Origin of the sequence: Marinomonas arctica, assembly GCF_003259225.1 — a bacterium.
Taxonomy (GTDB): Bacteria; Pseudomonadota; Gammaproteobacteria; order Pseudomonadales; family Marinomonadaceae; genus Marinomonas; species Marinomonas arctica.
This window is the reverse complement of sequence record NZ_QHJF01000028.1, coordinates 79,831-104,119: the sequence shown is the minus strand read 5'-3', so window position 1 is coordinate 104,119 and position 24,289 is coordinate 79,831. Positions and strand designations below refer to the sequence as shown.

Sequence of the window (24,289 nt, the reverse complement as noted above, 5' to 3'; positions counted from 1 at the left end):
TTAAATCCAGAGCAACACAAAGACGCTGCTTAATTATTTTAGGCGACAACTACCTTGAAAGACGCCGGTACGGGAAATCAATATCACTTAGTGAGTGGCCAAAAATAATAACTCTATCTACATCACGTAATGAGTCAAAAAAATCCTGATGCAATGAGATACAATCCTGAGTGTTTTTTAAACTTCTATTATAGTATTTATAAGCATCTTCAACTGCACGTTCATAATTTTCTGAAGAGGCATCACAAAATGCAAAAAGCTGGTCCTTTGTATAATTAGAAGTATCTATTTTCTCAGGCTCGTAATCAGAAAATTCACATCCATGACCTATAATGATTGAGGTTGGATTATTATTGAGAGCACCATGTATATAACAAATATTAGAGGGAGAAACATCGTAGATACGTTCTAAAGTATTTGTATAATTAAAGTTAAGAAAACGACTATTAGAATCAATACTTAAAAGACTCTGCTTTTCAACATCTACTTTTTCAGCAATTGATAGATAAGCAGCAAGCTCTTGAACTAAGCCTTGGGTCAGATTATCTATCTCTATTTCGACTTCATTATTAAATTGATCTTCATGCGGATCGTCATCACCATAATCTCTCTTATGCTCGATTAATTCATCAACACTAAACTCAGACAAAGATTCTTCCAGTTTGCACCAACGGTCATCATAATTCTTGATATCGATTTCAAAATAATTTTCAAAAGCGTCAGAGAATGCAGAAAATCTATCTTTGGTAAAAACTTTAAAACCTGAAAAAGAAGTCGGCAAACGATGATATAGATCAAATCCATTACCAATGATATAAAGAGTAGCCATGATTTTCTAAACTCTAAAAAGATATCTAACATTCAACACGAAATGTACCAAAAAGACAATTTAACGCAGTACTTCTATCTCCACCTCAATCACGCCTAGGTTTGTATTACCAATACGCTGAAAAGCCGATTTGCTCAGATCAATAATCCGGCCACGAACAAAGGGCCCACGGTCATTGACTCGCACGACGACGCTTTTGCCATTATCAACATTAGTGACTTTAACTTTAGAGCCAAACGGCAAACGCTTATGGGCGGCCGTCATGGCTTTTTGATCAAATGGCTCTCCGCTTGCGGTTTTACGTCCTTGGTACTTCATGGCGTAATAACTGGCTTTACCGCTTTCTTCGAATCCGGCTGAATCGGAACGACTGATTGGGCCACTTGCACACGCGGTCAACACAAGAGACAAGATTACCCAACATAAGGTACTGATTATTCGCATCGTTTTATCGTTTCCTTTAAGCCACTTTGATGTTTACACACCATGATAACAGATAGCTCTCCCCAACAAACTCAAACTGAATAAAACCTTGGTCAGCGTCTTGTCAGATATTTGCGCTATGTTTCTTTTCCTCGGCTAAACGTACCAACATAAACTGAGAGTATGGTTAACATAACCAGAGACACCAATAATACCCGCTCATTTAAGGTATGCTTTGCGCCATTAAAACCACGATTTTTTTGATTTATACACATGGCTTCATCTTTTTTATCGCTTATCACCACCCCTTCTCGCTGGACGACACCGTGGCGACTCACGGTATTGCTCGTTGCCTCGTTTGTGTTGGTGGTGATATTCGAACTCTTTCGGCTACCGGCTGCATTACTGCTTGGCCCCATGATTACCGCCATTATTTTAGCCACCAGCGGTGCAGGCATGAAGCTACCGAAGCCCATGTTTTTAATGGCACAAGGCGTTTTAGGGATGATGATTGCAAACAGCTTACCATTAACTGTCTTCGCAAAAATTGCTCAAGAATGGCCACTGTTTCTCATCGGTACAGTTTCGACGATTGTCGCGTCTAGCTTTTTAGGCTGGCTATTGAGTAGAACTGGTTTGTTGCCTGGTACCACAGCCATTTGGGGCTCGTCTCCCGGTGCGGCATCGGCAATGACCATTATGTCGGAATCCTATGGCGCAGATATGCGACTGGTCGCCTTTATGCAGTATTTGCGCGTGGCCTGTTGCGCCATTGCTGCCACCGTCGTCGCCAGCGTGTTTCATGTGGATAATTTGGCTATCGAACCCGTAGATTGGCTAGGCGTGTCATCATGGTCGGCCTTTGGCATCACCTTAGCTATTATTCTAGCAGCCTGCGTGGCTGGTGTGATATTACGCTTACCCAGTGGTCCCATGTTGATTGCGTTAACGGTTGGCTTAATCATTAAATTTACTGGCATTCTGCCCATTGTGTTACCTAATTGGTGCTTAGCCATCAGTTTTGCGGTGTTAGGCTGGTCAATCGGCTTTCGCTTTACTCGACAAGCCTTGCAACACGCATGGCATGTGTTTCCACATGTATTAGGCGCCATCATTGCGCTCATTGCGATCAATGCTTGCTTAGCCATGCTGTTGATTACTTTTGCAGATATCGATCCTCTCACGGCTTTCCTCGCCACCAGTCCAGGTGGTGCGGATTCCGTTGCCATCATCGCCGCATCCACCAGCGCCGACGTTTCTTTCGTTATGGCCATGCAAGTAGCGCGTTTTTTATTGGTACTCATTGCTGGTCCTATGCTCGCCCGCTGGCTTTCAAGCCATAAAACTGCCTAAAACAAAAAAACCACCCGAAGGTGGTTTTTAAAATAACGATTGAACACTAACTGGCCTGTTCCAGATTTTCTGGGCCAAATGAAAAAGGCAATAATTCATTCATAGTGAGGGATTTTCTCACGCCTTCTGCACCACAAATATGGATTTTAGTATCCACAGAAGAGAACTCACGAATTTTCTGGCGACAACCACCACAGGGCGTCACCAAACCATCGCCTTTGCCAATGACGTAAATATCTTGAATCTGCGTTTCACCATCAAGCACCATGGCCGCAATCGCGCCAGCTTCAGCGCAAGTGCCCTCTGGGTAAGCCGCATTCTCAACATTACAACCAGAATAAAACTTACCTGTCTTAGTTAAAATCGCCGCACCAACAGAAAAGCATGAGTAAGGCACGTACGCCTTACTCATGGCATTTTTTGCCAGCTCTAACAAGGTTTCATTGTATTTTGCAGTAGACATATCAAGCCCGCTCTTTCACATAGGGTCGACCAATTGCCTTGGGCCCTATGGCTTTACCAATAAAACCAGCAAGCAACAAGACAGTTAACACATAAGGCAAGACTTCAATGGCTTGGACTGGCACTTGACCAATACCCGGAATCTCCACACCTTGCATACGCACAGCAACCGCGTCTAAGAAACCAAACAATAAACACGCAAGCAATACTGGGACTGGACGCCATTTACCGAAGATCAACGCGGCTAAAGCCATATAACCTTTACCTGCACTCATGTCCTTTAAGAAACCCGCGTTGTGGGCCGTCGACAAATACGCACCGGCAAGGCCACACAAAATGCCACAAATAATCAAAGCACGATAACGAATAAAAGATACCGAAATCCCCGCCGTATCCACCGCATGAGGATTCTCCCCTACGGCACGCAAACGCAAACCGAAACGCGTCTTATAAATCACCCAATAAGTAACAGGTACCATAGCAAACGCTAAGTAAACCAAGATGTTATGACCGCTGAGCAAATTCGAATAAATCGCACCAATCACCGGTACATCTTGTAAAGCGTCGGCAAAAGGAAAAGTGATGTCTAAGAAACGTGCGTCTCCAGATAACGCAGGGGTTTGCCCTCCCATCCCAAACCAGTGCATAGACAAGGTCACCGTCAAACCCGCTACGATGGTATTAATCGCCACACCCGACACAATGTGATCACCACGGTGTGTGATACAAGCAAAGCCATGAATCATTGCCAAAGAAACCGATGCTAATATACCAAAGCACAGGCCAATCCAAGCTGAACCAAACACCGCAGCGCCTGCAGCGGCAGCAAACGCACTGCCAAGAATTTTACCTTCCAAGCCAATGTCTACAATGCCCGCACGCTCTGAGTACAGTCCCGCCAACGCTGCCAAAATCAGCGGTGTAGAGACACGCATCGTCGCGTCTAACATGAGTATTAATGTTTCAAACATAATCTTCCCCTACGCGACCGCTCTGCGAATAAAAAAGCCTTCAATACGATCTTTAAACATATGTTCAAGCGCACCAGAGAACAAAATCACCAAACCTTGAATCACCACAACAATTTCAGGTGTGATCGTTGGGATTTCAAAAGCAAGCTCAGCGCCACCTTGGTACAGGGCACCAAATAGAATCGCAGCCAAAATAATACCAATTGGATGATTGCGCCCCATCAAGGCCACTGCGATACCAGCAAAACCATAACCCGCCGTAAAGTTAAGCAATAGATTATGATTTACCCCCATGATTTCGTTAAGACCCACGAAGCCAGCCAAACCGCCCGAAATCAACATCGCCCAAATGGTAACTTTTGCCGTATCAATGCCCGCATAACGAGCTGCGGTTGGATTCGTTCCTAATGTACGCAGTTGATAGCCCCAACGCGTATGCCAAATCAATCCCCATACAAACACACAGCACAAAAGCGCCCAAATAAAAGCAAGGTTCAATGGCGAGTCACCAATATCAATGCCCAACGGCGAAAAGAGTTCGTGCAAATAAGGCAACCAAGCATTTTCTTCGAACGTTCGGCTATTAGGTGCCATACGACCATCTTCTTTCAACCAATTGACGATGAGATACACCATTAGCGAAGACGCAATAAAGTTAAACATGATCGTGGTAATAACAATGTGACTACCGCGACGCGCTTGTAAGTAGGCTGGAATATAACCCCACGCAGCGCCAAACACAGCCGCACCAATAACAGCCAAAGGCGCAATCACATAAAAGGGCATGGTGTGGTCCAGTGATAAACAGATAAGACCCACCCCTAAACCACCAATATAGGCTTGACCTTCCCCACCAATATTGAACAACCCGCCTTTAAAAGCCACCGATACAGCCAAGCCGGTAAAGATAAGATTCGTTGCGTAGTACAAGGTATAGCCGATCCCTTCGTTATAACCCAACGCACCATAAATGAGGTAGCCTGCAGCTTCGATAGGGTTCTCACCAATGGCGAGAATCACCAAACCTGAAACCAGAAACGCCAACAAGATATTTAAGATAGGAATAAGGGCTATATTTACCCAAGCCGGAACTTTTGCCTGACTCATACGGACACCCCTTCTTGTTCTTTGTTGTGGGCATTGGCCATCATTAAGCCGAGAGTTCGTTCATCAGCGTCTTTTGCATCAAGCTCGCCAACAACCGCACCATCAAACATCACAATGATGCGATCACTTAGTGCCATAATTTCATCCAATTCAACAGATACCAGCAAAATGGCTTTGCCGGCATCACGTAATTTAACAATTTGTTCGTGAATATTTTCTATCGCCCCGATGTCAACACCGCGTGTCGGCTGACCAATCAACAACACATCAGGATTTTGCTCAACTTCTCGCGCGATAACGATTTTTTGCTGGTTACCCCCAGAAAAATTCGCCGTTTTCAAATGCGGGTTAGGCGGACGCACGTCCCAAGCGGCCATACGCTCATTGCATTCATCTAACATGGCTTTGCGATTCATCAATACCTTGCCGTTGTACACAGGCGAGTTGTGATATCCCAAGATAGCCGCTTCATACGCTTCAAAGCCTGTTACCAAGCCCATTTTATGGCGATCTTCTGGTACATGGGCCATTTTCAAATCACGCATTTGTGCGGCATTTTTGGGGGCTTTTGCACTGATCACTTGACCGGCAAAATGAATTTCCCCTTCGTCCATTGGCGTAATACCAGACAGGACATTTAACAGTTCACTCTGTCCATTTCCCGACACGCCAGCAATTCCCAGAATCTCACCGGCACGCAGTTCTAAACTAACCTCTTTTAAACGCTTCACCCCCTGACTGTCCAACTGCGATAAATGGTGAGCAGACAACAGCACATCACTGGGTTTTGCTTCGTCTTTATTAACCGTTAAACGTACTTTTTTACCCACCATAAGCTCAGCAAGTTCTTCCTTGCTGGTATGGAGCGTTTCACGGTGAGCCACCATTTCACCTTGGCGCATCACGGATACGTTATCAGTGGAAGCCATTATCTCACGGAGTTTGTGAGTGATGAGTAAAACCGTTACGCCCTGATCTTTTAGGGCTTTCAAAATACGGAACAAGTGATCCGCTTCTTGTGGTGTTAATACGCCCGTTGGCTCGTCTAAAATCAGAATGCGTGCGCCACGGTAAAGGGCTTTCAAAATTTCGACTCGCTGCTGTAGACCAACAGGCAGCTCCTCAACAATGGCATCAACATCAATGTCCAAGCTGTATTCTTTCGCGAGACGTTGCAGCTCAACTCTTGCTGCCGCTACACCGCCTTTTAATAGCGCGCCACCTTCAGCGCCTAGCATTACATTCTCAAGAACACTAAAGTTCTCGACCAACATAAAATGCTGATGCACCATACCTATGCCAGCATTGATGGCATCTTGGGAACTGCGAATATCAACACGCTTACCATCTACCTCAATATGACCCGTATCGGCTTCATAAAAGCCATAAATGATACTCATCAAAGTGGATTTACCAGCACCGTTTTCACCAATAATGCCGTGAATCGTGCCTGCTGGAACTTGTAAGCAAATGTCTTTATTAGCCTGAACGGCTCCAAAACGTTTACTAATGTCTCGCAATTCAATTGCGTGTGGCATGGTTTTATTCGTCATATCTAAAAGGAATTCATCTGCTTATGAGTAAAAAAGCTAAGGTAAAAAAAACAGTTGCCCGCTCTAAAGCTGACAACTGTTTTTTCATGCAACTTAGTAGTTACAAGTATTATCAGACATGTAATCGTGAACCTTAATGTCACCACTGATAATCTTAGCGCGAATATCATTCATCTTGGTTTTCATGTCAGCGGTAATCAAGCTGGCATTATTTTCATCTTGAGCCCAGTCAACACCACCGTCAGCCAAGCCTAATACCACCATACCTGGCTTCCAAGTACCTGCGGCCGAATCTTGATAAGTCTTGTACGCGGCTTCATCCACGCGTTTTACCATGGAAGTCAGCATGGTACCAGGCTGTACATGGTTTTGGTTTGAGTCAACACCAATCGCTAATTTGCCTTCGTCTTTCGCAGCTTGGTAAACACCGATACCCGTACCACCGGCTGCGGCGAAGACGACATCCGCGCCTTGAGAGAACTGGCTCTTAGCAAGTTCAGAACCTTTCGTTGGGTCGTTGAACGCTGCGCCAGTTGAGCCTGTCATATTCTGTAAAACCGTTGCGCTAGGGGAAGCGTATTTCACGCCTTGCTCATAACCACAACCAAACTTACGAATAAGAGGAATGTCCATACCACCAACAAAGCCTACCGTATTGGTTTTAGACGCCATAGAAGCAAGCGCTCCTACCAAGAACGACCCTTCATGCTCTTTAAAAACAACAGACTGAACGTTTGGCAGATCAATCACACCATCGATGATGGTGAAATTAATTTCTGGAAAATCTTTCGCTACTTTCTCGACCGCAGACGTCATGTTAAAACCAACCGTTACGATTGGAGAATAACCACGCTTAGCAAGACGGCGCAAACCTTGCTCTACTTGAGCTTCGTTTTTCGGTTCAAATTCTCGCACTTGAATACCGGTATCGGCGGTATATTTTTTAACGCCGTTATAAACGCCTTCGTTAAAAGATTTATCGTATTTACCCGCTTGATCATAAACCACCGCAGGTTCTGTTGCCGCGTGAGCCATGCTTGATGAGATGGCTAGCGCCGTCACTGATGCAAGAAAGACAGCTTTCATTCCAATTCCTCTTATGTGTGTAATTTAATCTAGGCATAATTTAACCTAGGTGCAATGTAACCTAGATACTATAAACCTTGCCTAACTGGTCAAAAATAAACCCATTAGCAGAATACCGCAATGTAATCTGCACAATTTAAGCAACATTTTTACCTATACTGCCCATCACAAAGCCATTTATTGAAGGACAATATATTCAACAATAACCATTAGCAATTCTCATGCCGCTCCCCATGCAAAAATAAACAAATGGTCAAGATTGGCAATTAGCGCAAAATACCGTACTACGCTGGGCCTGACGAATCTCTTTGAGAGGCGCCTCACAAACTAGACAAGGCTTTTCTGCTCGGCCATAAACGGCCAATTCCTGCTTAAAATAGCCTGGTTTGCCATCACCACCAACAAAGTCTTTTAAGGTAGTACCGCCCTGTTTAATGGCAGCCGCCAGCACCACTTTAATGCATTCAACCAAACGCGCCAAACGCGCTTTACTGATCTTACCCGCCAAACGATCAGGACGAATACCTGCCTTAAAAAGTGCCTCGTTTGCATAAATATTACCTACCCCCACCACGACTTTACTATCCATGATAAAGGTTTTGATGGGGACTTTACGGCCCTTTGCACGAGCATAGAGCATATCGACATTAAAAAGATCGGACAGAGGTTCTGGCCCTAGGTGTTTAATCAACTCGTGCTCGTTCCAATCATCCTTTGTCCACAGAATGGCACCAAAGCGACGAGGGTCCGTGTATCTTAACCAGACATCATCATCGGCAAAGCAAAAATCCACATGATCATGAAACAAGGGTGGCGTCTCTGTAGGCACAAAATACAAGCTGCCTGACATACCCAAATGAACAATCAGGGTACCTTTTGACGTATGAATACCAATGTATTTACCACGGCGTGAAAGGTGAGTAATTTCCTCGCCGACCATGTCTGAGCTTAGTTCTGGTGTGATCAACCAGCGTAATTTAGGCTGACGAATATCCACTCTCGCAAGCGTGCGCCCTATTAACTTGGGCTCGATGCCACGTAACGTGGTTTCTACTTCCGGTAATTCAGGCATAAATAATCTCCAGCAAAACCTCAAAAAAGGTCATCTCACCATCTCATGGGGTTCTGTATCATGTAAATACACAAGCAATACTGACCAAACGAACACAGTGTTTCTACTACTATCTTTATACTAGATATAAAAAAACCGACTCAATGAGTCGGTTCCTTTTGACAAAGATCGAAAATTATTTAATTTTCGCTTCTTTGTACATAACGTGTTTACGTACAACTGGATCAAACTTTTTCATTTCAAGTTTGTCAGGAGTATTTCGCTTGTTCTTGTCAGTTGTGTAAAAGTGACCAGTACCAGCAGAAGATACCATGCGAATTAGATCGCGAGCGCCTTTAGAAGCCATGATTCAGATCCTTATACTTTTTCGCCGTTAGCGCGCATTTCAACAAGAACTGTTTCAATGCCCTTTTTATCGATAATACGCATACCTTTAGAAGATACACGTAAACGGATGTAACGGTTTTCACCTTCGACCCAAAAACGGTGCCAATGAAGGTTAGGAAGAAAACGACGCTTAGTACGGCGTTTTGAGTGGGAAACGTTATTACCTGTAACAGGACGCTTCCCAGTAACTTGACATACGCGAGACATAATTAAATACCTTTTGCTATCCAGAAAGATTATTGGAAGTGTTTCACTTCCTCAGGCGGAGCATGATTCCTTATGAATCAAAAAAATCCCATACCGAGGATATAGCGGCGCGCATTTTCCCATAACCCAATCCATTGAGCAATTCTTTTGTTAAAAAAATGATCAGTTCACATAATCTAAAGGCTAAGTCTTAAGTTAGATTGGATTTCCTCTCTAAGAGACCGAGGTACATTCCACTCTTGGGCTAAAGATCGCCATTGAGATACGCACGCAATCGTTTCATCAATGACGTTATCGATTTTGCGCTTACTGAATAAAGGACTCAGCTTCTGTAAGCTATAAAAATCCGCTCTAGTAAAGCCATCTCTTTTCCCATTCAAACTCATCCAATGACTACTGACCCATTTACTTCCGGGTTTGTAGCTGTAGGCTAAATCGTAGGCTGGCGCTAACGACCACCTATCATTTTTCAGAATAAAAGCAAAATTCTTGGCATGATCATCATGGTTTCTAGCAATGATGTTAAATGCCATGCGCTTTAATATCTGCTGGGCATCAGTTGCAGGCAGCTTTAATTGCCGAGCCACACTGAATATTTCTGCATAGGAAAATGAGCCTGGTTTATTGTAGTCAACATGGGCCAACCCATTGAGCGTCTGGACATGGACTTTGGTATTACTTACGCGATCAAATCGCTGCGTTATAAAATGCCGCCTGTCACCTTCTTCAAGCAACCTACAGGGCATCATTTCAATACCACAACTTTCGGCCATCAAATAATAAACAAATTCCATAGCTCCGTAACCTAAGGGATCCCCAAATGTCTCTTGGTTCTGATTGTGTTCATTTACACCATCAAATTTCATTAGATAATGCGTAAAGCCTTCAGGAACGGTCGTTTGTCCGGAGCGAACTTGAGTAAAGTCTTTATTAAATGCCAGTACAGCCTTAGGCCTTGCTCCGCCAGCACTCATACCAACAGAGAGTAACGACAACATTGCTTCTCTTTCTTCTCGTCCATCCTTATTAAGCTCTACCTCAAATACACCACGAGAGTCTAAAATTTCTTGCGCAATTGAAACAAGAGATTGAATTTCAACTTGTTGCGATGCATTCAGGCTACGCAGCTTTGTAGCGGGTGAATACTCCAGAGCCCCCATACCTCTTTTCCCAGTGTATTGAAGCCGTTGTAGAGGAGAAATGTCATTAGGAGACTTACCTTGACTTGCCACCCAAGCATTAAGAACTGAGTTACCAAAATTATCGGGAAGAGAGTCTGCAATTAAGCCTGGTAAGCCTTTAAAGGTATTAAAATCAAGTTCAGGAAAACTAAAAATCCGTCTGGATAACGGCATTTTAAGAGGGGAAAGCTCTATCCCTTTTTTTATAAAGCTTGCTGTATATTCAAAAGCTCCAATGCCTTTATCGACATCAAAGCTTACAGCCCCAACATCATGACCTTGATAAGAGACCTTAATAACTTCCATTACCATTCTAATCTCCCTTTATTCTTTTCTCGATGCACTCCTGACGCTCGCTGCCGTTTTTTGCCCTCTAGCTTAGCCAGTTGCAATGGTGATATTTCTTGTTTTGGCAGAAATAAATTCAATTGATCCGTTAAATTCAATGCAATCATGATTGCCACAAACACTTCTAATTGCACTTTACCTTTTTCGGCATTTAAAACCGTTTTGCGAGCAACACCGGCAAGCGCCGCGACCTCGGACTGAGTCAGGTTCAGATTCAACCTAGCTTGCTTTAAACGCTCTCCAAGCTCCTCAGAAAGAGCAGCCGAAGATTTTTCAATAGTCATACAAAGTTCCAATATGATTACATTATGAGGTTAAATCACCTCTTATGTCCTAAATTTAGAACCTTTCTAAAATGTCGTCAAATAAAATCAAACAAAATCCCTAAATAGTCACTTTAACTAATAATTAACCATCAAAGTAACCAAATGGGAACTTTATCCTATATCAAAATACAAGCTACACCAATCCCCTTTCAGCCAAGGAAACAGGCGAGCCATCGCCCACCACAAAGTGATCGAGCAATCGCACGTCAACAAGGTCTAACGCGCGTTTGATTTTGCCCGTGATGCTGATATCCGCCTGACTGGGTTCCGCCACGCCGCTTGGATGGTTGTGGGCGAGAATCACCGCAGCGGCGTTATATTGCAGCGCTGCTTTGACCACTTCTCGAGGGTAAACCGCCGCGGCGTCTATGGTACCCATAAAGAGCTCTTGATAACGAATAAGCCTGTGCTGGGTATCTAAAAAGAGCACCGCGAATATTTCTCGTTGGGAATGGCGCAATTGCGAAGAAAGGTAGGTTCTGACGTGCTCGGCGCTACTAAAGACGGTTTCGCGCATCAGTTGCTCTTGCAAATGTCGTTTCGACATTTCTAGCACGGCTTGCAGTTGCGTGTATTTTGCGTCACCCAGGCCAAAACCTTGGCAAAACTCCTCGCGGCTGGCTGACATTAATGCACGCAAACCGCCGAATTGTGACAACACCTGTCGAGCCAGCTCAACGGCGCTGATACCTTGTGTACCAGTACGAAGAAAAATCGCCAACAATTCGGAATCACTCAGCGCACTCGCGCCCTGATGAATGAGTTTTTCTCGAGGTCTTTCTTGCTCTGGCCAATGTTTAATACTCATGATCTACTCCTTGATCCATGTTAATCTTGCATTTAATGTCAATGAGACTGGCGTCCTGCCTACTTTACTCACTTTATCGACCACAGCACGAATTGAGAAGTTTTTTATGTCAAATCTCGCTCAAAAACGCATTTTATTAGGCATTACCGGTGGCATTGCCGCTTATAAAAGCATCGAACTGATTCGTTTGCTCACCAAGGCAGGCGCTGACGTTCAGGTCGTGTTGACCGAGGGGGCAAAAGCCTTTGTCACCGAAATGACGCTGCAAGCGATTTCTGGTCACCCAGTACGCAGCACCTTATTAGACCCGAATGCCGAAGCGGGAATGGGACACATAGAACTGGCAAAATGGGCGGATTTAATTGTCATTGCACCCGCCTCTGCCGACTTCATGGCGCGCTACGCTCAAGGCATGGCAAACGACTTGTTAAGCACCTTGTGCCTAGCCACCGAATCGCCCGTATTACTGGCGCCGGCCATGAACCAAGCCATGTGGCGTCATCCTGCCACGCAAGCCAATACCAAGCTTCTTACCGAACGCGGTGTGCTCAGTATTGGCCCAGCCGATGGCGCTCAAGCCTGTGGCGACATTGGCCCTGGGCGCATGAGCGAGCCGAGCGACATTTTCAACACCATAATGACGCACTTCGACAAGACTCAGGTTAAACAAGATTTGGTTGGCCAACATTGGGTCATCACCGCCGGTCCAACCATGGAAGCCATCGACCCCGTTCGTTTTATTAGCAATCACAGCTCAGGCAAAATGGGTTACGCTCTCGCTACCGCAGCCATCGCCCGTGGCGCGACAGTCACTTTAATTAGTGGCCCGGTGCAAATCACCGCACCGGCTGGCGCGAAAATCATTTTGGTGAAAAGCGCTGATGAGATGCTCGCCGCTTGCGAGCAAAGCATGATCACACAAGCGGATGTATTCATTGGCGCCGCTGCCGTGGCCGACTTCAAAATGAAGGCCGCCTGTGATCAAAAAATGAAAAAGCAATCCGACACCGATGAAATCACCCTGACCCTCGTTAAAAACCCAGATATCATCGCCACCCTGGCCCAACAAAAACGCGCAAAAACCCTGGTTGGCTTTGCGGCAGAAACGCAAAACGTGATCGAATACGCAAAAAGCAAACTCGAACGAAAAGGCTTGGACATCATCATCGCGAACGACGTGTCACGCGCGGATATTGGTTTTAACCAAGACGACAATCAAGTCACCGTGATTACCAAAGACAAGACGTGGTCACCGGACAAAACCACAAAAAATGCGCTTGCAGGACAACTCGTTGAATTTATTCAACAACAGACCCAATCCTAGTCTGAAATAGTATTTATCCAATTAAAAGAAAATGAGATAGTCACCATGAAACAAGCAATTCAATTAAAAATCCTTAGCGACAAAATCGGTAAAGAGATTCCTCTGCCAACCTACGCTACAGAAGGTTCTGCTGGCCTAGATTTACGCGCTTGCCTTGACCAAGCAATCGACCTAGCACCAGGCGAAACAACGCTCCTACCAACTGGGCTGTCTATTTACATCCAAGACCCAAACCTGGCCGCTACGATATTGCCACGTTCTGGGTTAGGACATAAGCATGGCATTGTTTTGGGCAATTTGGTGGGGTTGATCGATTCAGATTACCAAGGCGAACTCATGGTGTCTTGCTGGAACCGTGGCAACACCACCTTCACGATCGAACCAGGTGAACGTGTTGCCCAGCTGGTTTTATTGCCGGTTGTGCAAGCCGAGTTCAATATCGTTACCGAGTTCGAAAGCACCGAACGCGGCGAAGGCGGCTTTGGTCATACAGGCACCAAATAAGCAGAAAATTGGCTAAAAAGGTGAGAATATTTCATCTTTTTAGCCTTCGTTACCACATTCACTCACCCATCGTTTCCCGCGAAACTGAAATTTACTTTCATAAGTCCAAACTTCGTAATTTTCATACAAATTTCTATAGTTAATCCGCCAAGATCACGTTATTATTTTAACCATAAGTGGTTGCTTACACTCGTTGTCAGCCTTGACTGTCATCGTTTTGCCACAGCAACCCGATAATCTAGTGAAGAATAGAATTGTTTTCTATTCATACAGTCTGTTTTTTTATGCGACCCATTTTGGTTTACAGGAGTACGTAAAACGTGGCTTTTTCTCGTGAGTCTGCTTTAGATGTTGCTAAGGTTTTAAGCGAATCGCTTCCTTACATTCAACGCTTTGCTGGTAAAACGCTGGTTATTAAATACGGCGGCAATGCCATGACAGATGAAACTCTACAAGCGGGTTTTGCAAGAGACATCGTTTTAATGAAAGCCATTGGTATTAACCCTATTGTTGTTCACGGTGGTGGCCCACAAATTGGTGAAATGCTGGCGAAACTGAACATTGAATCAAAATTCATCAATGGTATGCGTGTCACTGACACTGCGACCATGGATGTGGTTGAGATGGTACTCGGCGGCCAAGTAAACAAAGAAATCGTTAACTTAATTTGTGAAGCAGGCGGCAAAGCCATCGGCATCACGGGTAAAGACAGCCGTTTTATCAAAGCTAAGAAGCTATTTGTAAAACACCAAGCGGAAGGCATGACCGCTCCAGAACAAGTGGATATTGGCCACGTTGGCGAAGTCGCCAGCGTCGACACCAGCTTCCTAAAGTTCTTTGAAAATAGTGACCTGATTCCTGTTATTGCACCAATTGGTGTAGACGATGAAGGCAACTCTTACAACATCAATGCCGATCTTGTGGCGGGCAAAGTGGCTGAAGCGGTTGGTGCAGAAAAACTGATGCTGCTGACCAATATTTCCGGCGTACAAGATAAGCAAGGCAATGTGTTAACTGGATTGAGCACGGCCCAAGTCGATGCCTTGATTGCAGACGGCACCATTTATGGTGGTATGTTACCTAAGATTAGCTGCGCTCTGTCTGCCGTTAATGCTGGTGTAACAAGCGCGCATATTATTGATGGCCGTGTACCACATGCGACTTTATTGGAAATCTTTACCGATACGGGTGTAGGCACGCTTATATCCAACACGAAAGCAGGCGAATAAACACTGCGCTGTTATTGATATTATCACTTAGCGATACTGGCAATTAACAATACTGGTTAGTAACTGGGTACGACAAATGAGCAACAAGAAACACGACCGTCGCACAGAAATATTGCAGGCACTGGCGCAAATGCTAGAAAGTAGCCCTGGAGCGCGTATCACAACATCCGCTCTAGCGAGGCAAGTCGGTGTGTCGGAAGCGGCTTTGTACCGCCATTTTCCCAGTAAAGCGAAGATGTTCGAAGGCTTGATTGAGTTTATAGAAGAAACACTTTTCACACGCATCAACCGTATCGTACAAGATGAAAGCAATGTAGTGACTCGCATCGAAATGATCATGACATTGGTTTTGGGGTTTGCAGAGCAAAATCCAGGTATGTGTCGTTTATTGACGGCAGATGCTCTGGCTGGTGAGACCGAACGGTTGCGTGTTCGTATTGCGCAAGTATTTGATCGCATCGAAACCCAATTGAAACAAGTAATGCGTGAAGCCGATTTGAAACAAGGATTGAGACCAGCCATGGGCGTTGCACCTTGTGCCAATTTCCTGATCGCTGTGATCGAAGGCAAAATACGCCATTATGTACGCAGTGAATTTAAAGTGAAGCCAATTGATATTTGGCAAGAACAATGGACTGTCTTGGCACAAAACTTGATGTTAAATCGCTAAGGCTTGAGACTATCCCTCAAACCTTAGCTTTTTTAACACTGAGTTAAATACCATACTGAAGACGATACGCTTTAACGGCATCAAGATGTTGAGCAAACTCAGGAGAATCCTGTTCTGCCAAATACGTCATGATGTCATTTAACGATACGATACTTATAACGTGCATACCAAAGTCACGTTCGACTTCTTGGATAGCCGATAATGCACCTTGGCCTCGTTCCTGACGATCCAAGGCAATCAGAACACCGGCAGGAAGGGCATTGGCTTGCTGAATAATAGCCATCACCTCTCGAATGGCTGTTCCCGCAGTAATAACGTCGTCAATGATCATGACGTTGCCCGCTAACGGAGCACCAACAAGAGAACCGCCTTCACCGTGAGTTTTTGCTTCTTTACGGTTGAAAACGTATGGTGTGTCTACATTATGGTGATCATAAAGGGCAACGGCGGTGGTGGTTGCCAATGGAATGCCTTTATAGGCAGGGCCGAACAGAACATCAAATGGAACATTTGCTTCCATTAATGAGGTTGCGTAAAAGCGTCCCAACTTAGCTAATGCTTGGCCTGAACTAAACAAGCCTGCATTAAAAAAGTATGGGCTCACACGGCCTGATTTAAGCGTAAATTCGCCAAAGCGCAACACGTTTTGTTCAATAGCGAATTCAATAAAGTCTCTTTGGTAAGGTTTCATGCCAACTCCAGAAAGATAAAATAGTACACAACAAAGCGCCGCCAAGAACGAGCGAAGCCATGCCAACATTGGATAGGCGCTAATATAACACACGGCTAGGAATTGTAGGGACCAGAAATGAAGGTCATCAGCCTTAATGTAAACGGTATAAGACAAGCAGCAGATCGCGGCTTTTTTGAATGGATGGTTCGTCAGAACCCAGATGTTGTATGTCTGCAAGATATACAAGCAGATGAGCGCAGTCTAAATGACAGTGTTTTCTTTCCTCCAGAGTTCAATACGTATTTCTTTGACTCGATGGAAAATCCTGAACAAGCAGGCGTTGCCATTTATTGTAAAACCATGCCCAAAGCGATTATGACAGGTATGGGGTTCCCTGAATGCGACTTCGAAGGGCGCTTCATCCAAGCTGACTTCGATAAAGTCAGTATTGGTGCTTTTTTGACACCTCATGGCTCAAATCACGAAGAGTCACTACAAGAGCACAAATATCGCTTTATGGAAGGCTTTAAAAACCATTTGATTAAAACCCGCCGTAAGCGTCGCGAATTTATTTTTTGCGGCACAGCCAATGTGGCTCGCTCTCCTATTGATGTGAGCAGCTGGTTTGTTAATCAACGCAACTCTGGCTTTTTGCCAGAAGAGCGCAAATGGATAAACGAAATTTTCAATGAAATGGAATACGTTGATGCATTCCGTCAGGTAAACAAACAAGACAAGCAATATACTTGGTGGCCTGACTATGAGCGCGCTTGGAAATTAGACGAAGGTGGTCGTTTGGATTACCAAATTACCACACCTGGTATTAAAAACCTGATCCAAGGTGGCACTATTTACAAAGGTCAGCGTTTCTCTGATCACGCCCCTTTGATCATGGAATACAATATCGACTAAGCGTTATCCAGACTTTCATCAAGTCATTAACTAAAAGGCCCGCTCGTATAATCACTGGCGGGCCTTTTTATTGTGTAAGTCTATCAACTCAACGAATACGCTTATGCATTCACGAGAGGCTTATGCTTCACTTTTAGCTTCAATTGATGAATGCCACCAGGGGGAATCTCATACGCATCACTGAGCGCATTAGCCGCTTCCACACAAACAAAACGACGATAATCCTCATCTTCCATATCTGCACGCTGCTTGGCAATGTCAGCACCTGGGTTCCAGAGCACGGTACTATTACTGCCTTCGGTATGAATAATCAGTTTTCTTTGTAAACCCGCATCCAGGATTTCGCAGGTTTCTGGCGCCGATAAATAGACTCGATCCATATGATCGCAGGGGGACACGATACCTTGCTGTAATTGACGGCTGCCATTATCAAACTTATCAACATAACTAATCTGATCCAAACCCTGTACAGCGGCAGTTTGGTTATCTGATACATGGAAGTAAGTATGAAGCGCTTCACTCACCGGCATGGGTTTATCCGATAGATTAGCCGCCGAGAAATTTATCCGAAAGCCTTTACTCGAAAAACGAAATACCTGACGTAGCTCAAAAGCCAAAGGCCACATCTCTTCAATTAAAGGGTGGTCCTCCGAAGCCAAACGAATCACAATTTTTACATCACCATTTTTGAAACGACCTGCCTCAATAAACTCCCAGCGAAAATAGCGCGCCAAGCCATGAGCAGGGTAATCATTTTTCGTCTCGTGAGCACCAAACCAAGGCCAACATACTGGCACACCAAAATGTCGACGACCAAAGCGCCCTTCCCCACCAGGATTACTAGACTGGAACAACAGATCTTCTTGACCCGCAGGAATAAAGCTTTCTAAATGCCCACCCCATAATGCGATCGTCGCACTAAAACCGGGTTGATCAATGATAATTTCATCGCATTTTTTTAAGCTTGCTGGACGAATTTCGCCCCCCAACTCTTCAAGCTCTCTCATCAGTCGGCCATTCATCTACAACTCCGTCAAAGTAATTTCGTCCCCCCATATTAGCTACAGATTACATGATTACAATAGCTTGAGTTTATATCGACAATTCAACAAAGCAGATAACCGAATAAACACTTAACCTGACCTTGGTTTTACGTTATAAAACACAGCAATAACGAACACTTTGCTAACCGACTTCTGTTTTCATTTTAAAAGGTACTCTCTTCTTTATGAATCAACACAACGAACCAAAAATGATCATTGGTTGCGACGAGTGGTGCGCATTTCCTTCCCTTGACATTCCAGCCATCAAAGCACGAGTAGACTCCGGTGCAAAAACCTCGTCTATGCACGCAATCAATATTGTTCGCTTCACCCGTGATGATGAGCATTGGGTGAAATTTGACGTACATCCATTACAAAAAAATCGCAAGGTGACAGTGCATTGTGAGGCGCCCCTTATTGACCAACGAGTCATCAAAAGCTCCAGCGGTGACAAGGAAAAACGTCCTGTTATCCGCGTCCCTCTTTCTCTTGGCGGGACCACATGGGAAGCAGAGGTTACGCTAACCAATCGTGACAGTATGGGTTACAGAATGCTGTTGGGACGAGAAGCAATGAACGGTCGAATCTTAATTGATCCAGAGGGAATGTGCTTGTTAGGGGATAAAGCAAAAAGCACGTTGCAATCGCTCTATAACACAACCAAAGCGTCATGATAGGTCGAAATTAAACGGCTTAGTAATACCTCAGAGTCATTCAGAGGCCGATGTCTTTTTGACAGAACATCGGCTCACCTGAGTGAGGTCAATATGGGGTTTGCATATGATCGACAGACTCACCCGTCACATCAGTATAGGGATCAAAATCCAGCACTTCTGTGGACACAGCAAATGTCTGATTTTTCGTTACTGTGATACGTTGCCCACCATTAGGAAAGTCTATTTGCCTTCTGTCCCATACTTTCAGTTGGTAGTCTCCGGTAGGAAGATCAACCGTGACACTCCCTGATTTGTCAGTTAAAGCAAAATAAGGGGTATCAACCACCACGACCCAAGCGATCATAGTGTCATGAATGTTACACCCTAGCGCCACCACACCAGATCGATCAAATAATTCACTGGAGGGCGCCTGCCCAAGGTAAAGCTTGATATCGAATGTCTTTGCTTCTGAAAACGAATACACATGGTGACGAACCGTATCAAGGTTAGGGAATTCAACTCGCGTCCCAGTTTGCAACACCGTAATAGCCGGTAAAAACATTTGTCTTTTTTGAGCAATCACCACCGCGGGTAAATCTTTACTCACCGCTTTTGCTTTAAACGAGAGAGGCTCAAAAAACACCGCACTATGATCCAGCGGCGTTCCGTCTGGCGACGTTAACGTGACTGATACCGTATGCGCCCCAGCATAGGGCAACCACAACCCGCCAAGAGCCACCCAAAAACATAAAAAAACACCTTTAAGGTTCAATGGCAATTCCTACAATGGGTTGGCCTGAAGCGATCTCTCCAATTTTCATTAGCTGCGCATTGCCCAAGTTGATCTTATACAAGATATAAGATGAATTCTCTTGAGCACTCAATGCCACATACGCCGCATTGGTCACATCAGCAATGTCAAAATGCGCATCTGCCACCGGCCCAGTTGCCAATTTACCAACGGTATAAAGCCGACCAGTATTGGGTGATACCTGCTCCTTATCTGTTTCACGTGTACCCTGAGTAACCAAAGCCCCCTGCACAGCATCAATGGCAAAATTGGTCGTCAATTTGCTGTTTTTTGCGTTGTAAGTATAGGCAGCGGCAACCAAATGCGGTGCGACACCATACGACACATCATCAAGACTGTACTGCAATGAACCATCAAGCTGCACACCCGCCAAGTCTGGGTTATTATCCACGTAAAGACCCGTTTCAGGGTGCATTCGGCTATTTACACTCGCATCAGTAACGACTCGAATACGATCGGCAGCTGGATTAAAGTCTACTCCATAAAGAGCACCCTCTAAGACAACCTGCTGCGACGGCTCACCCATCGGAGTCACCTGACCTGAGTCAGTATTAACCGTGTACACCTGCCCTGTATTAGAAACGGCATACAAGACACCGTACGCCACACGATAGTCAATGCCGACAACGCGTTCATCTTGTTGCTTAAACCCCTGTAATGATACGCGACTGATGATCGAATCTGGGTGTGCCACGTTAAACTTGATCAACCTATTATTAGACAACAGAGCCAGCATGTTTTCTGGTAGCTCCGCATCAGGCGCTATCTCTTGTATGGATTGTGCCTGCAAAGTACCGGACAACATGAGCATGACAAAACATAGGGAACGAATTTTACGCATTATATATTCTCTTAATTTATTGGAGCCTATCAAATACCGCTCACGACTACGGATCGATTTCGACCGCCTTCTTTTGCCTTATATAAAGCGTCATCGGAGCGACTTAACCAATCATGTACATCTTTATCTGAGCTGCACGCTTCTGATATACCAAAACTTATCGTCACAGAAACGATGGCATCAGCGGCTTTTATTTTGATCTCTGCGATTTTCTTACGCACGGTTTCACAGAAAAAAAGCGCACCAGCCGAGTCTGTATTGGGTAAAACAATAACAAACTCTTCGCCACCATAACGCCCCACAAAATCCGTTTTTCTGGCCCCAGAAGACAACACTTTAGCGACCGCTTGCAATACTTGATCGCCAACAGGATGGCCGTATCGATCGTTTACTTGCTTAAAGTGATCAATATCAGCCATCACCAAAGCATGCGAACCATTACTTTGCTTAAATACCTCGAAAGCATTATTCAACACCTTATCTAAACTGCCTCGATTATGCAGAGAGGTTAGAGGGTCTGTTTTACTTAAATAATCCAATTTACGATTGGCATTAGACAACGATTCTTTATTAACCGCGACATCGGTCACATCGTAAACCACCATACAAACATACTTAACCGTTCCGTCGGCATTGGTAATGGGTCGTAAAGCAACATTCTGGTACATCTTTTCAGCCATCCCCGTTATCGGGCGATAGCTTTTAAAAGGAAATAGGTGCGGGCGTTGCTCCCAGGAAATAAAAATGGGCGTTCTTAACGCAATCACATTGTCTAATTTTTGCTGTAACCAATTACTATTAATCGTCGGAAAGATATCAAATAAAGACTGCCCTTTAGCAATAGAAGAGCTCACACCACTGTGATTTTCTATAAAACTATTCCAGAGCTTGATTTCATACTTATCATTTAAAACTACTAAGCCCACATCAATATGCTGAAGCATATCGAATAGCCAATGCAGTTCCATGATATCTTCTGGGTTGCTGCTCATTTATTTAATCTTCCTCAACCAAATAGGACAGTAAATTTTCTAGCTCCGATACAGAATCCTCAGTGAACAGCATCATCAAGTCACAGCTAATTTGATAATTTTCTACTTCATAAACAATCTCAACCACCAGCGTGCGTTTCCACTTCGCTTTTTTAATATTTACTAAGTCCGCCACCTTAGCATGTTGCGCAAATAAAGCTGGGTGGCTATGGCTAAAGTCGATATTCAATTGCTTGCCAAACGCATCGATAAATGGACCAACCAATACAGATGAAACGTCCATCAACAGCTCAACTTCTACGACTGAATCGATGGTTTCCGTCATACTGAGCAGTTTTGCCATATCTGGAAAGCTCGAATCGCTAAAAATCAGTAAGGTCTCAAAGGCAATCCCAGAGCCGACAAAGCCCTGTGAGACAGCGGAACAACTATCGTCTTTGACACTATACTCTAGCGCCATTTGCAGCTCACTGACCTCCAAGATATTGACTCGAGGAACAGGAAGCTTAATAAACACATTGAGCATATCCGCCAAAACGCTCGCAGCACGTCCCATGGCAATGTTAGAAATTTCTTGCAAGCACTCATTGAGAGTAAACTGCTCAGCTGCCGTTGCCTGCTCAATAAGAGCAGACTGCTGACCATAGCTATGATCGGCACCCTGAACAGAAAAAAGCCCCAAGGATAATAATAACGCTCTCAACTCCTCCGCAGAGGCGGGCTTTTTATGAAAGGCCACAGCACCCATTTCTTTTACGCGTTGTATTGCCTTAGGCTGAACATCGCCAGAAACGACAATCACGGCAGGAGATGAATCAAAAGACTGAAGCGCTTCAAGTGTCTCATAGCCATCTTTCACTGGCATATTGAGATCCAGAAATAAAATATCAAAAGCAGAAGCCGACAATTTATCCAGTGCTTCCTCTCCATGCTCGGCATATTCAACGTCAATATCCCAATCCGCTGGTAACACTCGTGTTAATTGCTTGCGCGCAATTTTTGAATCATCACAAATCAGTACTCGTGTACTCATTAACGCTCTCTTTTTGATAAGTGCCACAGGTGCATACTATGACACCTAAGGTAGTGTTTCTAAAACCACAAAAATGTTATTTCACGTAACTAAAATCAACATAAATGCTATTAATCCCCTCGCTTTAATCTAATCCAGACCTCTTTATTATCCGATAGGGTGAACTAAACAAACGATAACAACGCTTTCGCCACTAAACGTTCATCATATTTATACTGTTTATCCGTAATTAATGGGGTTCTAATCACCGTAACATTCATTGCGGCTAAAGCAGCAATATCGATGTCACCATAATCATATTTATCGTCAAGTAACAGATAATCTAAAGCAGAGAAATGCTCAACGGATGGATCATCAGCGCGTACTGTCTCTATTAAGCGCTTGACTCTTTCCATTAACGACAAGCCTTGCTGCTCTGGATCCTCCCCCAAATTGGGTAAATATACTTTTGGATTAGCATTCTGACGAATAGAACGACCAACACCTTCTGGTAAAAGATTCGCAAGCAAGCTGCTGTAAAAACTACCAGGCGGATAACAAATCAAATCTGCGCCTTCAATGGCGTCTTTTCGATCATCCGCAATATAACGATTCGTCGGCACGATATGACGCAAGCCCTTATTTAACCAAATTCGCTTTATCGGACTTGGTAATGAGTGCGTTTCTTTGCCCGTAATGTTGTGCTGCCCTAAGACAGTCTCTCCATTCTCAAGTTCAACCCCCAAATGCAAACTGGCATCCAGCGTGGTTTTTACGTCTCCTAGCGCTTTTACTAAGCGCGAAAATAAAAAAACAATCGGGTCCAACTGTTGCTGATTATTTAAATACCCACCCGCCATAATCAGATTGCCAATACTGGCACCACGTAGATCAAAATCTTCATGAATGCGTGCTTGAGTCACAGCCAAATGCATTTGAATTAAAGCTTTCATGGGATTAGGAATACATTCAATTAACGAATGCTCTCCCGCAACCAATTGCTGTAGCTGAGCTCTTAATACGGACAGCTCCGCTTGCTGAGGAAGCCGATGAGTAAACAAATTGTACACTTCTGGTTGCCCCATAACCGTTTCATCCGCCAATGCCATCAAACGACTACGCAAATCCCCAACGGCCGGAATATCAAACTCAGCACGTAATCGCGCAGAGCTGCCACCCGAATCAAACGGCGTCACAAGATGAATTGAATGGTGTGTGTACTCTTTAAAAACGCGACTGATTTTATTTAATGCCGAACCGCCACTAAAAAACAACACTTTTGGCCCTTGTTCCGGCAAGCTCTGATAACGATGAACACGAACAGGATCTGGCATGACCATACGACGCCAAACACGCAGAGAGCTTGTCATAAAAACCTCATACAAATCAAAATAGTCGCCAGTCAGCGTAAGAAAACGCTAAAAATTGGCTTGATGTTATCTTCCCATGATACACAATGCTAAAATGCTCGCCATGCAAAAAGTCATTAAAACAATAGCACGTATTACT

General features: G+C 44.4%; 27 protein-coding genes. 7 read left to right on the top strand and 20 right to left on the bottom strand.

Annotated elements, in window-relative coordinates; genetic code table 11:
• Positions 1-49: 49 nt before the first annotated feature.
• Together DK187_RS16195 and DK187_RS16190 are read right to left on the bottom strand one after the other, a co-directional pair.
• The gene (locus DK187_RS16195; RefSeq protein WP_111608369.1) at positions 50-829 is read right to left on the bottom strand and encodes a bacteriophage abortive infection AbiH family protein; all 780 of its coding nucleotides are present in this window, start codon (positions 827-829) and stop codon (positions 50-52) included.
• A gap of 60 nt (positions 830-889) precedes the next feature.
• Positions 890-1,273: a septal ring lytic transglycosylase RlpA family protein gene (locus tag DK187_RS16190; RefSeq protein ID WP_111608368.1), complete on the bottom strand. Its 384-nt coding sequence runs from the start codon at positions 1,271-1,273 to the stop codon at positions 890-892.
• Between the two features lie 252 nt (positions 1,274-1,525).
• Here DK187_RS16190 and DK187_RS16185 point away from each other — a divergent pair, with 252 nt between their 5' ends.
• On the top strand, positions 1,526-2,605 hold the full coding sequence (locus tag DK187_RS16185; RefSeq protein WP_111608367.1) for an AbrB family transcriptional regulator: 1,080 nt from the start codon (positions 1,526-1,528) through the stop codon (positions 2,603-2,605).
• Positions 2,606-2,651: 46 nt separating this feature from the next.
• Here DK187_RS16185 and cdd read toward each other — a convergent pair whose 3' ends face one another.
• The 11 genes from cdd to radC all read right to left on the bottom strand — a co-directional run bounded on the left by cdd (position 2,652) and on the right by radC (position 12,113).
• On the bottom strand, positions 2,652-3,068 hold the full coding sequence (gene cdd / locus DK187_RS16180) for a cytidine deaminase (protein ID WP_111608366.1): 417 nt from the start codon (positions 3,066-3,068) through the stop codon (positions 2,652-2,654).
• A 1-nt stretch (position 3,069) separates the two neighbouring features.
• On the bottom strand, positions 3,070-4,038 hold the full coding sequence (locus tag DK187_RS16175; protein WP_111608365.1) for an ABC transporter permease: 969 nt from the start codon (positions 4,036-4,038) through the stop codon (positions 3,070-3,072).
• A 9-nt stretch (positions 4,039-4,047) separates the two neighbouring features.
• Entirely contained in the window at positions 4,048-5,145 is a 1,098-nt protein-coding gene (locus tag DK187_RS16170) for an ABC transporter permease (RefSeq protein ID WP_111608364.1), read from the bottom strand.
• On the bottom strand, positions 5,142-6,698 hold the full coding sequence (locus DK187_RS16165; protein ID WP_111608363.1) for an ABC transporter ATP-binding protein: 1,557 nt from the start codon (positions 6,696-6,698) through the stop codon (positions 5,142-5,144). The genes DK187_RS16170 and DK187_RS16165 overlap by 4 nt, the downstream gene beginning before the upstream one ends.
• A 93-nt stretch (positions 6,699-6,791) precedes the next feature.
• Positions 6,792-7,784 carry a BMP family lipoprotein gene (locus DK187_RS16160; protein WP_111608362.1) on the bottom strand — a complete coding sequence of 331 codons (993 nt, stop codon included), beginning with the start codon at positions 7,782-7,784 and terminating at the stop codon, positions 6,792-6,794.
• Between the two features lie 253 nt (positions 7,785-8,037).
• Positions 8,038-8,856: a bifunctional DNA-formamidopyrimidine glycosylase/DNA-(apurinic or apyrimidinic site) lyase gene (gene mutM / locus DK187_RS16155; protein ID WP_111608361.1), complete on the bottom strand. Its 819-nt coding sequence runs from the start codon at positions 8,854-8,856 to the stop codon at positions 8,038-8,040.
• A 175-nt stretch (positions 8,857-9,031) separates the two neighbouring features.
• Positions 9,032-9,202, bottom strand: coding sequence for a 50S ribosomal protein L33 (gene rpmG, locus DK187_RS16150; RefSeq protein ID WP_011978459.1), 171 nt, complete (start codon positions 9,200-9,202; stop codon positions 9,032-9,034).
• Positions 9,203-9,213: 11 nt separating this feature from the next.
• Positions 9,214-9,450: a 50S ribosomal protein L28 gene (gene rpmB, locus DK187_RS16145; RefSeq protein WP_072838851.1), complete on the bottom strand. Its 237-nt coding sequence runs from the start codon at positions 9,448-9,450 to the stop codon at positions 9,214-9,216.
• 176 nt (positions 9,451-9,626) lie between these two features.
• Positions 9,627-10,943 (bottom strand): type II toxin-antitoxin system HipA family toxin, encoded by a 1,317-nt coding sequence (locus DK187_RS16140; protein ID WP_111608360.1) that lies wholly within the window; start codon positions 10,941-10,943, stop codon positions 9,627-9,629.
• Complete coding sequence (locus DK187_RS16135; RefSeq protein WP_111608359.1) at positions 10,937-11,263, bottom strand: helix-turn-helix transcriptional regulator; 327 nt, start codon at positions 11,261-11,263, stop codon at positions 10,937-10,939. Before DK187_RS16135 ends, DK187_RS16140 begins: the two co-directional genes overlap by 7 nt.
• A 175-nt stretch (positions 11,264-11,438) precedes the next feature.
• Entirely contained in the window at positions 11,439-12,113 is a 675-nt protein-coding gene (gene radC, locus DK187_RS16130) for a RadC family protein (RefSeq protein WP_111608358.1), read from the bottom strand.
• 106 nt (positions 12,114-12,219) lie between these two features.
• Between radC and coaBC the strand changes: the two genes are divergently transcribed.
• The 4 genes from coaBC to slmA all read left to right on the top strand — a co-directional run bounded on the left by coaBC (position 12,220) and on the right by slmA (position 15,840).
• On the top strand, positions 12,220-13,437 hold the full coding sequence (gene coaBC / locus DK187_RS16125) for a bifunctional phosphopantothenoylcysteine decarboxylase/phosphopantothenate--cysteine ligase CoaBC (RefSeq protein ID WP_111608376.1): 1,218 nt from the start codon (positions 12,220-12,222) through the stop codon (positions 13,435-13,437).
• Between the two features lie 45 nt (positions 13,438-13,482).
• Positions 13,483-13,941 (top strand): dUTP diphosphatase, encoded by a 459-nt coding sequence (gene dut, locus DK187_RS16120; protein WP_011978451.1) that lies wholly within the window; start codon positions 13,483-13,485, stop codon positions 13,939-13,941.
• Positions 13,942-14,261: 320 nt separating this feature from the next.
• The gene (gene argB, locus DK187_RS16115) at positions 14,262-15,170 is read left to right on the top strand and encodes an acetylglutamate kinase (protein WP_111608357.1); all 909 of its coding nucleotides are present in this window, start codon (positions 14,262-14,264) and stop codon (positions 15,168-15,170) included.
• A 76-nt stretch (positions 15,171-15,246) separates the two neighbouring features.
• Positions 15,247-15,840, top strand: a complete 594-nt coding sequence (gene slmA, locus DK187_RS16110) for a nucleoid occlusion factor SlmA (protein WP_111608356.1) — start codon at positions 15,247-15,249, stop codon at positions 15,838-15,840.
• A gap of 43 nt (positions 15,841-15,883) precedes the next feature.
• On the opposite strand, the gene pyrE is transcribed toward slmA, so the two are convergent.
• Positions 15,884-16,531 carry an orotate phosphoribosyltransferase gene (gene pyrE / locus DK187_RS16105; RefSeq protein ID WP_111608375.1) on the bottom strand — a complete coding sequence of 216 codons (648 nt, stop codon included), beginning with the start codon at positions 16,529-16,531 and terminating at the stop codon, positions 15,884-15,886.
• A gap of 117 nt (positions 16,532-16,648) precedes the next feature.
• Here pyrE and DK187_RS16100 point away from each other — a divergent pair, with 117 nt between their 5' ends.
• Positions 16,649-17,425: an exodeoxyribonuclease III gene (locus DK187_RS16100; RefSeq protein WP_111608355.1), complete on the top strand. Its 777-nt coding sequence runs from the start codon at positions 16,649-16,651 to the stop codon at positions 17,423-17,425.
• A gap of 101 nt (positions 17,426-17,526) precedes the next feature.
• On the opposite strand, the gene DK187_RS16095 is transcribed toward DK187_RS16100, so the two are convergent.
• Positions 17,527-18,447, bottom strand: coding sequence for a D-hexose-6-phosphate mutarotase (locus DK187_RS16095; RefSeq protein ID WP_111608354.1), 921 nt, complete (start codon positions 18,445-18,447; stop codon positions 17,527-17,529).
• A gap of 206 nt (positions 18,448-18,653) precedes the next feature.
• Between DK187_RS16095 and DK187_RS16090 the strand changes: the two genes are divergently transcribed.
• On the top strand, positions 18,654-19,142 hold the full coding sequence (locus tag DK187_RS16090) for an ATP-dependent zinc protease family protein (RefSeq protein ID WP_111608353.1): 489 nt from the start codon (positions 18,654-18,656) through the stop codon (positions 19,140-19,142).
• An 88-nt stretch (positions 19,143-19,230) separates the two neighbouring features.
• Here DK187_RS16090 and DK187_RS16085 read toward each other — a convergent pair whose 3' ends face one another.
• From DK187_RS16085 to DK187_RS16065, 5 genes are all read right to left on the bottom strand, one after another.
• Positions 19,231-19,896, bottom strand: a complete 666-nt coding sequence (locus DK187_RS16085) for a methylamine utilization protein (RefSeq protein WP_111608352.1) — start codon at positions 19,894-19,896, stop codon at positions 19,231-19,233.
• Positions 19,886-20,776: a DUF4394 domain-containing protein gene (locus DK187_RS16080; RefSeq protein ID WP_111608351.1), complete on the bottom strand. Its 891-nt coding sequence runs from the start codon at positions 20,774-20,776 to the stop codon at positions 19,886-19,888. Before DK187_RS16080 ends, DK187_RS16085 begins: the two co-directional genes overlap by 11 nt.
• 29 nt (positions 20,777-20,805) lie before the next feature.
• Positions 20,806-21,768: a sensor domain-containing diguanylate cyclase gene (locus tag DK187_RS16075; RefSeq protein ID WP_111608350.1), complete on the bottom strand. Its 963-nt coding sequence runs from the start codon at positions 21,766-21,768 to the stop codon at positions 20,806-20,808.
• 4 nt (positions 21,769-21,772) lie between these two features.
• Positions 21,773-22,801, bottom strand: a complete 1,029-nt coding sequence (locus tag DK187_RS16070; protein WP_111608349.1) for a response regulator — start codon at positions 22,799-22,801, stop codon at positions 21,773-21,775.
• 164 nt (positions 22,802-22,965) lie between these two features.
• Positions 22,966-24,150, bottom strand: a complete 1,185-nt coding sequence (locus tag DK187_RS16065) for a GAK system CofD-like protein (protein ID WP_111608348.1) — start codon at positions 24,148-24,150, stop codon at positions 22,966-22,968.
• Positions 24,151-24,289 lie beyond the last annotated feature (139 nt).